We start from the raw sequence: 13,922 nt of genomic DNA on the forward strand, positions 1-13,922 counted from the left end.
GCTTTTTTTATTTAAGCAAGAGGTTGTCGGGCCAAGGCCGACTTACGCTAAAAATTTTTACGATTGAAATCAGAAATATCCTCAAGACTCTCAATATCTTCAAGATTCTCGACATAATTAGGAAGTAGCGTGAGTAATGATTTAATCTGATCTAAACATTGTATCTCTTTATCTATATCAATAAGTGGACTAAATGTGGCGCATATCAATGCTCTTTTCAAAATCATTGCAGCAACATTCTCTTCAGTAAGGTGTTTGTGGGCAATCACCACGTGATATTCCTGAATTCCTGGTACTTTGAAAATCGCATCACCTAAATAAGGCTTTAATATCTTTAACATAGCATCAGCTTTTGCTGAGGTTACCAGCTCAGATACATCATTTTCAGAACGTTTTTCAAATTTAATAGGTGCTGCTGTCCAACCGGGGAGGGCTTTTATTGCCAAAATTGAGTTATAGATTTCAGCTCTTTGATTGAGTAAGCTTTCTGCTGATTTTTCGACCATATTTGGTTCTTTTGATTAATTTATTTACATTATAGGTGCCGTAATATGCCTTTTCAAGGAACCTTCAGCAGTAATGAGGAGGCGTAGGTCGATCCCTCAGGGCCCGACCTACACGTGTAATCATTTGTAGGGCACACTGCTAGTCGACTTTGAGACTTTCCTTTGAATTATTCTATACTCTACATAGACAAGCTAGAAGGGACGAACTATGACATACACAAGACCTGAGTCTGAAGCAATTGATGATGTGATTATAAAAACTCTGAATAAATTATTAGAACTTGAGATGGCAGGTGTTGTACGCTATACCCACTATTCCTTTATGATCTTTGGTTTTAATCGCATTCCTATCTGTAAATGGATGCGTGATCAGGCCCAAGAGAGCATAAACCATGCTCATTTAATAGGGGAGCTTATTACCCATTTTTCTTATCATCCGACACTTAAAATTGGCAAATTATTAGAGACCCATGAGCATAATATTAGAACTATTTTGGAAGAGTCTCTTGAACACGAAAAACAAGGTTTGGTTTTGTATCATCAACTATTACACCATTCAGCACAGAAGTCGGTGTTAGTAGAAGAGTTCGCCAGAAAAATGATTCAAGAGGAAGAAATGCACGTTGGTGAAATATATAAAATGCTTATGTCACCTGATACTTTGAAGGATTAACGACAAACTGTTTGATACTCTTGGACATCTAAGTAATTAATACTAATGAGAGGTAGGTTGGGCCTTGGCACAACAAAATCCATGTTATTCTCTTCTTTATAAACATAAGGACTTAGATCTTCACATCATATTGGCAGAGGGAACCGTAGAATCATAATGTAAATAAAATCGATCGGTATTACAAAGAGCCAGATTGGAACCACGATTTTCCATATACCATTGCAGTTCTTGTTTTTCTTCCTTACTTAAACGATTTGTTGTTTGGTATTCAGTAACTAACTCATTAAGTTTCTCTTTTAATAAAATGATATGTTCTCGTTGAGATGTGGTTAATGGGTTTTTAAAGAAAGCAAATTTATTATCTGCAGAGGAGTGTCGTCGGGTATATCCTTTGGAGTGAATTATTTCTTCATAACATGCCTCAAGAAAATCGAGCTTTTCAGTCATTGAGGAGAAATTACTCATAGATGCCTCCAGTGCAGTTTTTGAGAACGCACTATTCTCATAAGTGCTTTTGAATTCATTGGAAACTTTTTTCAATGCGGCCTGTACCGTTTCAGTATTCCTTTCACCAAACATAGAACTAAGTTGCATGTTAACTAACATAGGAATTAATTTTTTGACAGAACTTTCATCAATTAATACTTCTTTTCCAAAATTTTTGAATTTAAGAGTGGTTAAATTTTTATCCTCACCTTTTTTATATTTTCCAAATACCAATTTTTGATCTTGGTCAGTGATTTTTTGATCTTTCGCGGGGATTAACTTATCTCCAAGTGTATCAAGTAGTTTGCAAATTTTTTTAAACTCAGTACTAGAGGTTATACCAAAAAAACGATACTTAAGTGTAAGTATTTCGGTGTGTTTATGATGACTGGCTGCTTTTTCGCCCTTATAAATACTCTCAAGTGCTTTTTTAAAAGCCGCCATTTGTTTAATTAGAATGTCATATGGATAGTCCAAACGCTTAATATCAATTTTATAAAGTTTTTTCCAAACATCACTGTGATTCACCATATTCCAAACTATGGCAAATCCATCATCGCTTAACTGCGGGGGCTCGTTGTTCCTAAATAAATTCGCTTGATCTCTATCCTTACGATGAAGCATTTCTTGGAACAGTTTGGCTCCATTTTTCTCGTTCAAATCTATTTTACGGTATGTAAAACTAAGAAACTCACGGTCTACTAATTCCCACATAGTTTTTGACCATTTTTGTTTCGTATGTTTAAAAATAACCTCATTCATATGATTCAACATCATATTAAATTCGGGCATAATCGTATTATGTACTTTTGCATGGTACACATCATGTTCTGTTACTACAGGCATCGGCGTATCAGCATAACCATGGATGTTTTTTGTAGTTGTTTCAACGCCACTACCACGCATACTAATTGCAGTCGGTCTATAGTAAGATTCAACCCCCTCTTTGACTGCATCAATTTCTACCTTTCCTATTTTTGCTCGATTAGCAGCTGCTCCATTGACTCCATATCGTGCAATTTGCAGCGCTTCAATAACGCCGAAAGGTAGGTGAAGATCATACTCTTCTCCATTATATGTTGCTCTATGCCAAGACCTATTTCTCCGCAGAGAATCTCCTAATTGGGGTGTCTTAGAAGGGGCATCTGGTGAGGAAATAATTTTGGGATTACTTTTTGAAATAAAGAAAACCTGCTCTGATTCGGGGGCAGTTGCAATAAGTAAGTATAATCGAAATAGATGCTCCTTATTAAATTGCTCCCCATATGTACCTCTCACAACAGCTGGAAGCCATAATTCACGGGCTTCTTGGGTAAAGTGCCCATCTTCATCTAGAATTCGAAACGTTTTTTCCAGAGGATATTCTTTTGGAATTTGATCTCTAGCGAGTATCGTGGTCATTTGTTGGCGTGTAATTCTGTTTTGTTTAAAGAGCCACAACGCGTAAAAAGTATGCTCCTCTTTTTTTAAAGATTCATCCTCGAAATCGCCACGTTGAATTGCTTGCGCAACGTGCTCTAAGCCTTCTGCCGTAAGAGTGATATGCTCAGGAATAGTAATTGTATTACCATTTAAAAAGTCATCAAAATCATCAGAATGTAGCGTTCTTTCCTCATCTACAGGGAGTTGAGCGGTCTCGTTGTCTCTGAATCCAGGATGTTTGTATTTAGCATTTTTATTTTTTCTAGGATTAAATTGACGCAAATCCGGATTAAAAGTTACGTCAACACCGGTGGGAATTTCTGATGAGAAAAAACGGCCAAAAAAAGATTGCCATGCCGCCGTAGCGTCAGCAAATGTATCAATTTCGGCTAAGCCATAATTACCAGGCATAAAAAAACACCCAAAAAAAAAAGAGCACTTGGTGCATTTATTATACTAATAATTTATTACGGTATTATTAACAAAACGAGAGTTACAAACAGAGAGGGCGAGCGGAGAAGGCAGCGTATGGTTTGATTCTAATAGGGAGAGCTGGGCTTCAGCACCGAAAATCGATGTTTCATTTCATCCATGCTTACTCAACTCTTTATATTGACGTGTAGCCTGTTTGCTCTGCTAACTAAAATGGTTTTTCCATTGATGCTATTGTATATTAAACCTAGAGTTAATACTGAGTAATCAGAAACTCATTCTAAATGTTTATTTCAGGACCTAATTAATAAGGGATTAAACGATGCGATTCACTAAAAATATAGGTTTTATTCTGCTTGCTGTGTACCTGATTATAATAGCTCTTACTGTCTTGGCTCCTGGAATTGCTATTCCCAGTACCATCACTGCAGTAGTTGCTTTGGTCGCTGCAATTTTTATCCTCATAGGCAGATAAAGACTCCTATAATCTGCACACTTTAATGCGTAGGTCGGGCCTTGGCCCGACAAAATCAATGTTACTCCAAACTAGTTCAATCATTAGTTATAATTTCTTTTCATTTTATTCTTCATTATAAAAGGCAAACTGGCGATGTTGATTGTTTTTGGTGGGTTACCTGGAACAGGAAAAACGACGATTTCTAAAATTATAGCCACGCGTTTGAAGGCGGTTTATCTGCGAGTGGATACCATTGAGCAGGCTTTAGTCAACTTAGATAGTTATCCTGGTTCATTAATCGTTGGTTCTGAGGGGTACTTAATCAGTTATGCGCTTGCTCGCGAGAATTTGGCTTTGGGTTTACATGTAGTGGCTGACTCGGTTAATCCGATTGCTATTACACGTCAAGATTGGCAACAGGTAGCAAAACAAACTGAATCAGATCTAATTGAGGTTGAGCTTATTTGTTCCGATGAAAAAGAACATCGACGTCGGGTAGAAGGGCGCATTGCCGATATAGAAGCTCATAAGTTGCCTACATGGCAAGCTGTTTTAGAGCGAGACTATGAGCCTTGGGAAAGTAAGCAAATTGTGATTGATACATCAAAGAATTTAATTGATGAGTCAGTGGCGATAATTATGAGTTATATCGCTTTGAAGTAAGTTTAAGCTGTGAATACACCGATATTTCCTATATTGATCATTTTAATGGAGTTCGTATAATTCATAGCAAGTTATTCATTGTAAATAAAAAAGAAATAAACCTATGGCCTATACAAATAAATGCCCAGTAACACTTGAACTGCTTACTAAAGAAAATGCTTTTTTAGTCAAGGTTCCGCAATCAAAGGATAACAATAAGTATTACTATATCAGCGATAAAGAAACTTTAGAGAAGCTCACGGCGTGTCCATTTACAAGACGACAAGCTGATTATTATGTGCTCCCCTTATCAGAACTCTTAGGCAATCATAAAACCGCCGATTCTCAAGATGTCGCGAGCAAACTGCTCAAAGACGATGATGCAAATACACTGATTGAAGATAATGCTGCTCTTGCTGCAATTGATAAAGCAAATAAATTTAATTGGCAATTAAAGAATTTCAAAAATAAAACAAACAACCGTGCTGCAACAAGTCAGCGGGCTCCATTGGCTTTTACTAATATCCAAATACCTGCAACTAGGATTTTGCCACCCAATCATCAGTTTATCAGTGATTATAAAGCGGGTTTTTTTAGGCATCCTTTGCCATTGCGATCCGTTTGGGACATTTTTAATGACCTCAGTGGCAATGATTTTAGAAGATATCGTAGAATAGTTAATGAATTAATGAATGATGCTCAATTAGAAGAGCATGACTTAATATTTCTTATGCGTGCTCATAAGCTCATATCTGAGCTTGATGATGGCCGTTATAAAATTGCATTGAATAATGCAGTATATGCTCAGGTAACACGATATGTAGCAGGATTTTTTGTGTTAACTAATACCATGTCAATAATTTTAGATTTCGTTAACAATGGTTTTTCATCATCGATGTTTTCCGGAGCTTTGAGCATTTTGCTTCTTGATCGCGTTCAAGATACTCTTGTGCATATATTGAGACAAAATAAGCAGTTCGATGTTATCTCGGCTTTCAATACAATACTTGTTGATATTCCTAAACAATTAACAAGACGCTCTGGTATTGAGAATAGCATAAAAAGCGCGGCATCTAATGCTTATGAATTTGTAAGGACAAATTTAAGTTTTCTCCATAATAAGTTTGTAAAATCAGAGCCTGTACAGTATGAGCTTCCTGATGATTTAGCTCGGGCTTCAAGGCAATTCAACTAGCTTTGGAATGTCGAGCCAAAGCTCGACCTACGTTGAGGTTATTATGCATCCATACACTATTCATCTCGCTCAAAATCATGGGGGAGTACTCCACTACCTCGGAAATAGATACCTCACTCTCCCAGATCTGACAGGACATATGCGTCCAGATAATAGCTGGTTGAATGAGCACTTCTCAGTATTATTAGCAAATAATCAGGGTCAAAAATACAAGAAAGCAATTGAACCCTTCGCAGGCTCTGCTTCTTGGAGTATGGCGGCAATGGAGATTGGCTTTGCTGAAGAGTACATCATCAATGACAGTAATAAAGTGCTAATGCAGACACTGCAACGCATTAAAAATAAGCCAGGGATTATCAAGGAATCCTATACCAAATTGATAAATGACTTTGATGCCGCGCCATCAAAGAAAGCGTTTTTCCTTGGGGTATTGGCGCATTACAATCAGCTAACTGTTGACGAAGAAAAAGCATTGCTACTGCCCTTCATCATTAATCATTCATGGGGTGGAATCCTTTTTTATGATCAGGACCTTAATCTTATCTATCGTGAAGGTGAACTATTTGAGGGAAAAAAAGCCGACCGCTTTTTGGAGAAAGCGAACTTATCTTTAGCGCAGTTTATCAGTGAAGTTGACAGGGCCTCTAAGTTACTTAATACCAATCGGGTTACATTCAAAACCGGTGATTTTATAGCGACAATTGCTGATGCAAAACCCGGCGATTTTGTGGGAATGAATCCACCTTATCCTGAGAACGAGCGTTCTATTTCCGAAAAAATAGGGATGTATTTGGAACTTTATGCGCCTGAAAAAATGCACCACAATTTAGTGCAAATTCTTCAAGATCTTGAAAGGCAAGGTATACATTACTATATGACTTATGGGTGTTATAACCCCGAATTTAAAAATTATGTGATACGTAATGAAAACCATCAGCCCATTAATTATTTTCGTGTTTTAGGCTATGAACAGTGTGTTTTTGGAGTATTTCTTGATCAGATGTATTTTTCTTCTCAATTTTCGATTCCAAGCAATGTGTGTATATTCAAAGCAGAGGATGTTTTGAGGGGCCAAGATTTAACTCTTGAAGAAGCACTAGAACAATTTAAGCGGTTAGAAAAACTCTTGTGACATCAATTAAGGGAGCTTTTCTGTTTGCAGCGTATTCTCGATTATGCTAAGAAATTCTCTACGATTGGGCCAATTGGTCTGTTATTGCCTCTTTTTTAAGAGGATTCATCAGACGCATGCGATCCTCTATATCTCTGATGATGGCTGTGAACGCGAGTAATCCACCTACGTTAATTTTGGATATCGCGATTTCTACCGGCAATAATATTCGATCACGATGCTCGTCCATAAATGAGATTTCGCTCGTTCATTTGCCTCGAACGAACGGGAGAGCGTGCAAATTAAATTGCATTATATTGCCAAACAATTAAAAAATAATCCTGTAATTCCTGCTGTCTATTGGCGTTATGAGACAGGTTGGATGGTATTTAAGCCTACGTAACAATCGTAGGTCGGGCTTGATCCGACAAAATCAAAGTCACTCCTCAAACCACTACAGTGCTATTTCTAGGCACAAATGGATGCTCATAAAATGAGCAGTATGTTTTTGTAAAAATATCAACCCTTTACTATTATAGTTATTATATTGCCTCGCAAATGGAATTTAAGAATGCCTCGACAAAAAGAAAAAAAGGATGTTGGGAACAATGGCGGATCGTTTGATCTCCCCAAAAATCATGCCTCAATGGAAGATAGATTGCGCGATATTCTCGAAGCGATTGAGTCGGTACGGCGAGGTGACTTATCCAAGCGCTTAAAAAAAGATCACTATGATATTTTTGGAGAAATAGCGGATTCCTATAATAGCATGATGGAAGGATTAAGTAGCTTTACTTCAGAAGTTACTCGTGTCGCTCGTGAGGTAGGTACCGAAGGTAAATTGGGCGGTCAAGCACAAGTTCCCGGTGTTACAGGGACATGGAAAGAATTAACCGACAATGTGAATGCGATGGCGGCAAATTTAACCAGCCAGGTGCGCAATATTGCACAAGTCACCACTGCTGTTGCCAGTGGTGATCTCAATCAAAAAATTACTGTTGAAGTAAAAGGCGAAGTGCTGGAGTTGAAAAATACCATTAACAAGATGGTTGATAATTTAAGATCGTTTTCTGGTGAGGTAACACGGGTTGCAAAAGAAGTAGGTACCGAAGGGAAATTAGGTGGGCAGGCGCAGGTTCCTGGCGTCACCGGCACATGGAAAGAGTTAACGGATAATGTGAATGCTATGGCGGCAAATTTAACCAACCAAGTGCGTAATATTGCACAGGTTGCGACTGCAGTTGCTAAAGGTGATCTGAATCAAAAGATAACGGTTGAAGTCCAAGGTGAAATGCTGCAACTGAAAGAAACCCTGAATAAGATGGTGGATAGTTTGACCATCTTTGCTTCAGAAGTAACACGGGTTGCCAAGGAAGTGGGTACGGAAGGAAAACTTGGTGGGCAAGCACAAGTGCCTGGTGTGACTGGTACGTGGAAAGAATTAACCGACAACGTGAATGCGATGGCGGCAAATTTAACCAGCCAAGTACGTAATATTGCTCAAGTTGCGACCGCGGTTGCAAAAGGGGATTTGAATCAAAAGATTACTGTAGAAGTATTAGGGGAAGTGTTGCAACTGAAAGAAACAATCAACAAGATGGTCGATAGCTTAACGATTTTTGCTTCAGAAGTAACGCGGGTGGCCAAGGAAGTGGGTACGGAAGGAAAGCTTGGTGGGCAAGCACAAGTACCCGGTGTGACCGGTACGTGGAAAGAATTAACCGACAACGTGAATGCGATGGCAGCAAATTTAACCAACCAGGTGCGCAATATCGCGCAAGTCACAACAGCTGTAGCGAGCGGTAATCTAAATCAAAAAATTACTGTTGAAGTAAAAGGCGAAGTATTGGAATTAAAGAACACCATTAATGATATGGTGGATAATTTAAGATCATTTTCAGGTGAGGTAACGCGGGTAGCAAAAGAAGTTGGTACTGAAGGAAAACTAGGTGGCCAGGCGCAAGTGCCTGGTGTGACCGGTACATGGAAAGAATTAACCGATAATGTGAATGCGATGGCAGCAAATTTAACCAGTCAGGTGCGTAATATTGCACAGGTTGCAACTGCGGTGGCTGATGGTGATCTGAATCAGAAAATTACGGTTGAAGTCAGTGGAGAAATTCTGCAGCTTAAAGAAACACTGAACAAGATGGTTGATAACTTAAACCTTTTTGCCGCTGAGGTAACGCGAGTTGCGAAAGAAGTAGGTACTGAAGGAAAATTAGGTGGCCAGGCCTCAGTGCCAGGAGTAGGCGGCACTTGGAAAGAATTAACCGCAAACGTGAATGCGATGGCGTCTAACCTTACTGATCAAGTGCGTAATATTTCAAAAGTTGCGGTCGCAATTAGCGCAGGGGATTTGACGCAAAAAATTACCGTTGAAGCCAAAGGCGAAGTATCACTTCTAAAAGAAACCATCAATAAAATGGTTGATGACCTCAATCGCTTAGCCAGTGAGGTATCGCGTGTGGCGCAAGTAGCGGGTAAAGAAGGTAGATTAAATGAGCGTGCTAATGTTGAGGGGGTTGGTGGTAGTTGGAAAGATATTGTTGATAAATTAAATAATCTCCTTAATTCAATTGCTACACCAGTACAAGAGGTCATTCGTTTGGCAGTTGCGCTTTCTATGGGGGATGTGTCGCAACGCGTCAGTATTGAAACTCAGGGTGATATTAGAACGTTATCTGATGCATTGAATAAGTCTTTTGATGATTTAGGCGCGTTAATTCGTTTTGCGATGGATAGTTCGACCAAAGTTTCTGGAGCATCAGTACAGCTCGCAGATATTTCCAAGCAAGTGAGCAATACGTTGCAGCAAGCTGCAAGCACGACGCAACAAATCGCTGTTGGTGCGAAAGAACAGGCGAAAAAATTGGAGTCAAGTACACGAATCGTTACGGAACTCTCTAAATCGATTCAACAAGGGGCCACAAATTCACGTACAGCAGCGGAAGTAACTCAAGAGGCAGCAAAATTGGCAAGCAGGGGTACTGATGCAGGAAAACAAGCGGCAACAAGGCTCAAATCTATTGATGATATTGTGAAGTCGAATACTGACACTGTAAAAGATCTGGATAAACGAGCTAAAGAAATTGGGGTAATCGTTGGCACGACTAAAGACATCGCCGACCAAACCAACCTTCTGGCTTTAAATGCGGCGATTGAAGCGGCACGAGCTGGTGAGGCAGGGCGTGGGTTTGCTGTAGTGGCTGACGAAATTCGCAAGCTTGCTGAAGGTACCAAAAAAGCAGCGGTGCAAATTGAGGGCATGGTTAATACCATTTTGGAGTCGACTACTCAGGTGGTTGAAGGTATGACCACAGGTACACAGAAAGTCACTGAATCAATCGATATTGTCAATGAAGCGCTCAGTGTTCTTGGACAAATTAGTTCTGGAACCCAGGAAATTACCATCAAGGCACAAGAAATTTCTACTGCAACATCAGAGCAAGCGAAGGCTGCCTTAGCCGTTGCAAAAACAACAGAAGAAATCTCGGCAACATCAGAGCAAGCAGCAGTTGGTGCTGAACAAATGTCCTCATCAATTCAGCAACAAACGGCCAGTATGCAACAAATGACGGTGTCTGCTTCGAATTTATCAGTTCTGTCTGATGAGTTAAGAACCGCATTGAAGCGATTTAAAGTGGTCTATATGGCTTCTGAAACACATGTGCTCAGGAGTGAATAATGCCGAATAGATCCTCATTATCTCTTAAAATAAAAGAACAACAATTGGTACAACTTATTGTATTTCGAACGGGCAATGAGGAATTTTGTATCCCCATCCATGACGCTCAAGAAATTATCAAGGTAGTCCCTATTACACCTATCCCTGACTCGCCTTATTTTATGCGCGGATTGATCAACGTGCGTGGTGATGTTGTTGCTATTATTGATATCAAGACTCTTTTTTTTCTTCCTGCGGCCGATAATGATAATCCAAAGCACATTATCATCACCAAACAAAAAAGTGGAATTTTTGGGTTAATGGTTGATGAGGTCGTAGAAGTGTTACGCGTAAGCGGTGCGGATATTAATCAAAATCCTTCGAGCCTTATAAATATTCATGAAAAATATGTGAATGGGGTAGTTATTGATGAAAATCGCTTAATCATTTTACTAGATTTAGCGAGCATCTTAGCCCAAGAGGAACTGATAAAGTTATCAGCTGTAGAACGTACTTAAAAGTATGGTTGTAAGCGTTCACGACAATATGTCATCCCAAATGGTGCTCAAATTAAGAAAGCACTCCTTGGGATGCCGAGATGGTGAGATCGCTCCAGAAATTTCGAAAGAATTAAGAGAGTGGGTGCAGCAGATCCCAGCTGAGGAGAGTATGATGGGTAAGACCGTGATGATTGTAGATGATTCCAGTTTCATGCGGACAATTTTAAAAGATATTTTAAATAGACATTTCGCAGAGCTTGATATCATAGAAGCTGATGGTGAAACAGCTGCTTTACTTCAGCTTAAAACTAAGTCACCCCATCTCGTGCTGTTAGATGTGATCATGAATGCAAGTGAAATAGAAGGAGTAAAACTTTTAGAGCAGATTCATGATCAATATCCACTCATCAACGTATTAATGATTACCTCTGTTGGTCATGCATCGATTAAGGAGCAATGTAAATCCCTTGGTGCGAAAGGATACATCCAAAAACCATTTGAGGATGAAGAAATTACAAGTGAACTAAAAAAATATTTATAACTCACCATAGGTGGCGTTCATGAATGATGATATGAACAAATACATAGAGGATTTTCTTAGTGAGGCAAATAATCATATCAAAAATATGAATTTGACACTTATTGATTGGGAAAAAGCTCCAGACAATAAGAAAAACCTCCAAGATATTTTTCGTTTTGCTCATACGTTCAAAAGTATTTCTGCAACAATGGGGTTTCAAAAAATAGCCAATTTAAATCATGCTATTGAAGATTTATTAGATGCGATTCGCACTCAAAAAATTCCACTCAATAAGTGTATTAATCTTTTATTTAATTGCTTTGATTTTTTAAAAGAAAGCTTAAAAGAAATCTCAGAAGGAAAGCCTGAGCCTGCTACAGAGACACTGATTCAACAAATTAAATTGGTATTATCGCATGATGAGAAACAAATGGCTGATCTCTCAACGCTCAACTCGTTGGGTACTCTGGAGGCAGTGACAAGCATCGAAGTAAAAGTTGACCGTCTCGATAAGTTACTCAATCTGACGAAAGAATTACTCATTAACAAAATGAGGTTAGAAAGTTTAAGCGAAACGATTCAATCCTCAGAATTAACTGCAACTGTGGGTATTCTGAATCAAACTCTCAACGAGTTACAGTATCATGTCATGCAAATTCGACTCGTGCCTGTAGGATTTGTTTTCGATCGTTTTTCACGCATGGTCAGAGATCTTGCGAAACAGCAAAAAAAACAAGTGACATTGCATACAGAAGGTAGAGATATCGAGGTTGATCGCTCACTAATCGACGCGATAAGTGAGTCTCTTGCGCACTTAATCAAAAATGCGATTGATCATGGCTTAGAATCCTCTGATATGAGAAAGGCGAAAAAGAAAGCTGCAGAGGGAAGTATTACATTAAGTGCAAAACATCAAAAAGAGTTTGTAGTTATTGAAGTGAATGATGATGGTGCTGGACTTGATCTTGAGTCCATCAAAAATATTGCAATACGCCGTAATTTATTACCAACAAGCGCAGCAAAACCAGAAGTTACAAATGCTATCTTTTCTGGGATTTCTACTACTGAAAAAGTGACGGATATTTCAGGAAGAGGGCTAGGCTTGTCTATAGTCAAACAGACAATTGAATCCATTAATGGAACGATTGCTGTCGCCACTGAAAAGGGAAAAGGAACTCAATTTACGATAAAAATCCCACTAACCTTAACTGTTATTCTTGTTTTATTAGTGCGTCAAGGCAAGCAGATTTACGCACTTCCCTTAAACAGTATCGAACGTTTAATCAATATATCGCGTCAGGAAACAGCAAGCCTCTTGCATCAAGAAGCTTTTGTATATGAGCAAATAAACGTTCCTCTGTTGCGTTTATCCGTTCTCTTTAGAGAAAAAGTAGTGATAGAAGAACGGCAATCCATTGTTGTCTTAAGAAAAGAAGAAGAACTATTAGGTTTAATTGTAGATACGTTGCTTACCACTGAAGAAATTATTACCCAACCTATCAATCCAAGCCTTCGCGGTAGTAAATTATTCTCTGGCACGGCATTATTAGGATCAGGAGAGACGATTTTAATTGTAGATATCGATGAACTTTTTCTATGTTTAAAATCAAAACATGCAGGATGAGTCATTATGAAGATAGAGAAACGATTCAATGAGTTAATGAGCTTTGCGGCATCAGAAGCAACCTTTGCATTTTCAAAATTATTAAACCAGCAGATGACGCTGGCAGGCACTGACGTCAGTGTGCAAGTATGTGAGGTCCAAAGTAGCATTAAAGAGAGCATCAAAGAAGAAGTTGCCCAGATTAATCCCAACTTGGGAGGTGCTGTCATTATGACTACCCCATTGCTTGGTACTTTAGAGGGTTTTGGTTCATATATTTTACCAAGAACTTCTGCTTTAAAAATCTGTGATGTGCTTTTGCATAGAAACCTTGGGTCAACTATTCAATTAGGAAGCCTTGAAGAGTCTGCTCTATTGGAGTCGGGAAATATAGTTGTTGGCTGTTTTTTAAATGCTTTAGGTTATGTGTCCGTATTAGATAATATTTTGCATAAAAAAATGACTCTTACGGTTAGTGCCGATAATGAGATTCCTAATTTAAGTTATATAAGCTCTAAAAGTGAATATAGAATTCGTGTTAGCTTTTATATGAAACATATCGTTCAAGAGGATCATCAGTGTGCTGATATTGATGGGATTTGTGTTTTTTTCTTTGACAGTGCTAAAGTGACAGAACGATTAAATATGCCACACAATCCTGAAAAGAGTTGGTGAACTCATAATAGATTGTCACTGCTTTTTTCGGTA

Annotated in this window: 13 protein-coding genes; 10 read left to right on the plus strand and 3 right to left on the minus strand. The window is 38.7% G+C overall.

What is annotated here, in order from left to right:
• Positions 1–47: 47 nt before the first annotated feature.
• A complete protein-coding gene (locus tag Lste_RS15975; protein WP_058511986.1) occupies positions 48–506 on the minus strand; it encodes a hypothetical protein in 459 nt (152 codons plus the stop codon).
• Between the two features lie 208 nt (positions 507–714).
• On the opposite strand from Lste_RS15975, the gene Lste_RS15980 reads away from it, so the two are divergent.
• Complete coding sequence (locus Lste_RS15980; protein ID WP_058511987.1) at positions 715–1,179, plus strand: ferritin-like domain-containing protein; 465 nt, start codon at positions 715–717, stop codon at positions 1,177–1,179.
• Positions 1,180–1,299: 120 nt separating this feature from the next.
• Here the strand turns inward: Lste_RS15980 and Lste_RS15985 are convergent, their stop codons facing one another.
• A complete protein-coding gene (locus Lste_RS15985; RefSeq protein WP_058511988.1) occupies positions 1,300–3,498 on the minus strand; it encodes a hypothetical protein in 2,199 nt (732 codons plus the stop codon).
• 343 nt (positions 3,499–3,841) lie between these two features.
• Here Lste_RS15985 and Lste_RS19430 point away from each other — a divergent pair, with 343 nt between their 5' ends.
• The 4 genes from Lste_RS19430 (at position 3,842) to Lste_RS16000 (ending at position 6,945) form a co-directional block, all read left to right on the plus strand.
• On the plus strand, positions 3,842–3,994 hold the full coding sequence (locus tag Lste_RS19430) for a hypothetical protein (RefSeq protein WP_193393436.1): 153 nt from the start codon (positions 3,842–3,844) through the stop codon (positions 3,992–3,994).
• 135 nt (positions 3,995–4,129) lie between these two features.
• The gene (locus Lste_RS15990; RefSeq protein ID WP_058511989.1) at positions 4,130–4,639 is read left to right on the plus strand and encodes a P-loop nucleotide/nucleoside kinase family protein; all 510 of its coding nucleotides are present in this window, start codon (positions 4,130–4,132) and stop codon (positions 4,637–4,639) included.
• 103 nt (positions 4,640–4,742) lie between these two features.
• Positions 4,743–5,813, plus strand: a complete 1,071-nt coding sequence (locus Lste_RS15995; protein WP_058511990.1) for a hypothetical protein — start codon at positions 4,743–4,745, stop codon at positions 5,811–5,813.
• A 43-nt stretch (positions 5,814–5,856) separates the two neighbouring features.
• Positions 5,857–6,945, plus strand: a complete 1,089-nt coding sequence (locus tag Lste_RS16000) for a DNA adenine methylase (RefSeq protein ID WP_083503999.1) — start codon at positions 5,857–5,859, stop codon at positions 6,943–6,945.
• A gap of 58 nt (positions 6,946–7,003) precedes the next feature.
• On the opposite strand, the gene Lste_RS18985 is transcribed toward Lste_RS16000, so the two are convergent.
• Positions 7,004–7,174 (minus strand): hypothetical protein, encoded by a 171-nt coding sequence (locus Lste_RS18985; RefSeq protein ID WP_193393437.1) that lies wholly within the window; start codon positions 7,172–7,174, stop codon positions 7,004–7,006.
• A 321-nt stretch (positions 7,175–7,495) separates the two neighbouring features.
• Here Lste_RS18985 and Lste_RS16005 point away from each other — a divergent pair, with 321 nt between their 5' ends.
• Genes Lste_RS16005 through Lste_RS16025 form a run of 5 tightly spaced genes read left to right on the plus strand, consistent with a single transcriptional unit; the run spans position 7,496 to position 13,889 of the window.
• On the plus strand, positions 7,496–10,612 hold the full coding sequence (locus Lste_RS16005) for a HAMP domain-containing protein (RefSeq protein ID WP_058511991.1): 3,117 nt from the start codon (positions 7,496–7,498) through the stop codon (positions 10,610–10,612).
• The gene (locus Lste_RS16010; RefSeq protein WP_058511992.1) at positions 10,612–11,109 is read left to right on the plus strand and encodes a chemotaxis protein CheW; all 498 of its coding nucleotides are present in this window, start codon (positions 10,612–10,614) and stop codon (positions 11,107–11,109) included. The genes Lste_RS16005 and Lste_RS16010 overlap by 1 nt, the downstream gene beginning before the upstream one ends.
• 40 nt (positions 11,110–11,149) lie before the next feature.
• Positions 11,150–11,632 (plus strand): response regulator, encoded by a 483-nt coding sequence (locus Lste_RS16015; protein ID WP_162264158.1) that lies wholly within the window; start codon positions 11,150–11,152, stop codon positions 11,630–11,632.
• A gap of 19 nt (positions 11,633–11,651) precedes the next feature.
• Positions 11,652–13,235, plus strand: a complete 1,584-nt coding sequence (locus tag Lste_RS16020) for a chemotaxis protein CheA (protein WP_058511994.1) — start codon at positions 11,652–11,654, stop codon at positions 13,233–13,235.
• Positions 13,236–13,241: 6 nt separating this feature from the next.
• The gene (locus Lste_RS16025; RefSeq protein ID WP_058511995.1) at positions 13,242–13,889 is read left to right on the plus strand and encodes a hypothetical protein; all 648 of its coding nucleotides are present in this window, start codon (positions 13,242–13,244) and stop codon (positions 13,887–13,889) included.
• Positions 13,890–13,922: the final 33 nt, after the last annotated feature.

It is taken from the genome of Legionella steelei, from assembly GCF_001468005.1.
Lineage (GTDB): Bacteria > Pseudomonadota > Gammaproteobacteria > Legionellales > Legionellaceae > Legionella > Legionella steelei.

What these genes read in the sequence shown, in the direction of transcription:
- Lste_RS16000 (WP_083503999.1), top strand. Translation starts at nt 5,857, where the DNA reads ATGCATCCATACACTATTCATCTCGCTCAAAATCATGGGGGAGTACTC.
- Lste_RS16015 (WP_162264158.1), top strand. Translation starts at nt 11,150, where the DNA reads ATGGTGCTCAAATTAAGAAAGCACTCCTTGGGATGCCGAGATGGTGAG.
- Lste_RS16020 (WP_058511994.1), top strand. Translation starts at nt 11,652, where the DNA reads ATGAATGATGATATGAACAAATACATAGAGGATTTTCTTAGTGAGGCA.
- Lste_RS15985 (WP_058511988.1), bottom strand. Translation starts at nt 3,498, where the DNA reads ATGCCTGGTAATTATGGCTTAGCCGAAATTGATACATTTGCTGACGCT.
- Lste_RS15980 (WP_058511987.1), top strand. Translation starts at nt 715, where the DNA reads ATGACATACACAAGACCTGAGTCTGAAGCAATTGATGATGTGATTATA.
- Lste_RS19430 (WP_193393436.1), top strand. Translation starts at nt 3,842, where the DNA reads ATGCGATTCACTAAAAATATAGGTTTTATTCTGCTTGCTGTGTACCTG.
- Lste_RS15990 (WP_058511989.1), top strand. Translation starts at nt 4,130, where the DNA reads ATGTTGATTGTTTTTGGTGGGTTACCTGGAACAGGAAAAACGACGATT.
- Lste_RS15995 (WP_058511990.1), top strand. Translation starts at nt 4,743, where the DNA reads ATGGCCTATACAAATAAATGCCCAGTAACACTTGAACTGCTTACTAAA.
- Lste_RS16010 (WP_058511992.1), top strand. Translation starts at nt 10,612, where the DNA reads ATGCCGAATAGATCCTCATTATCTCTTAAAATAAAAGAACAACAATTG.
- Lste_RS18985 (WP_193393437.1), bottom strand. Translation starts at nt 7,174, where the DNA reads ATGGACGAGCATCGTGATCGAATATTATTGCCGGTAGAAATCGCGATA.
- Lste_RS16025 (WP_058511995.1), top strand. Translation starts at nt 13,242, where the DNA reads ATGAAGATAGAGAAACGATTCAATGAGTTAATGAGCTTTGCGGCATCA.
- Lste_RS16005 (WP_058511991.1), top strand. Translation starts at nt 7,496, where the DNA reads ATGCCTCGACAAAAAGAAAAAAAGGATGTTGGGAACAATGGCGGATCG.
- Lste_RS15975 (WP_058511986.1), bottom strand. Translation starts at nt 506, where the DNA reads ATGGTCGAAAAATCAGCAGAAAGCTTACTCAATCAAAGAGCTGAAATC.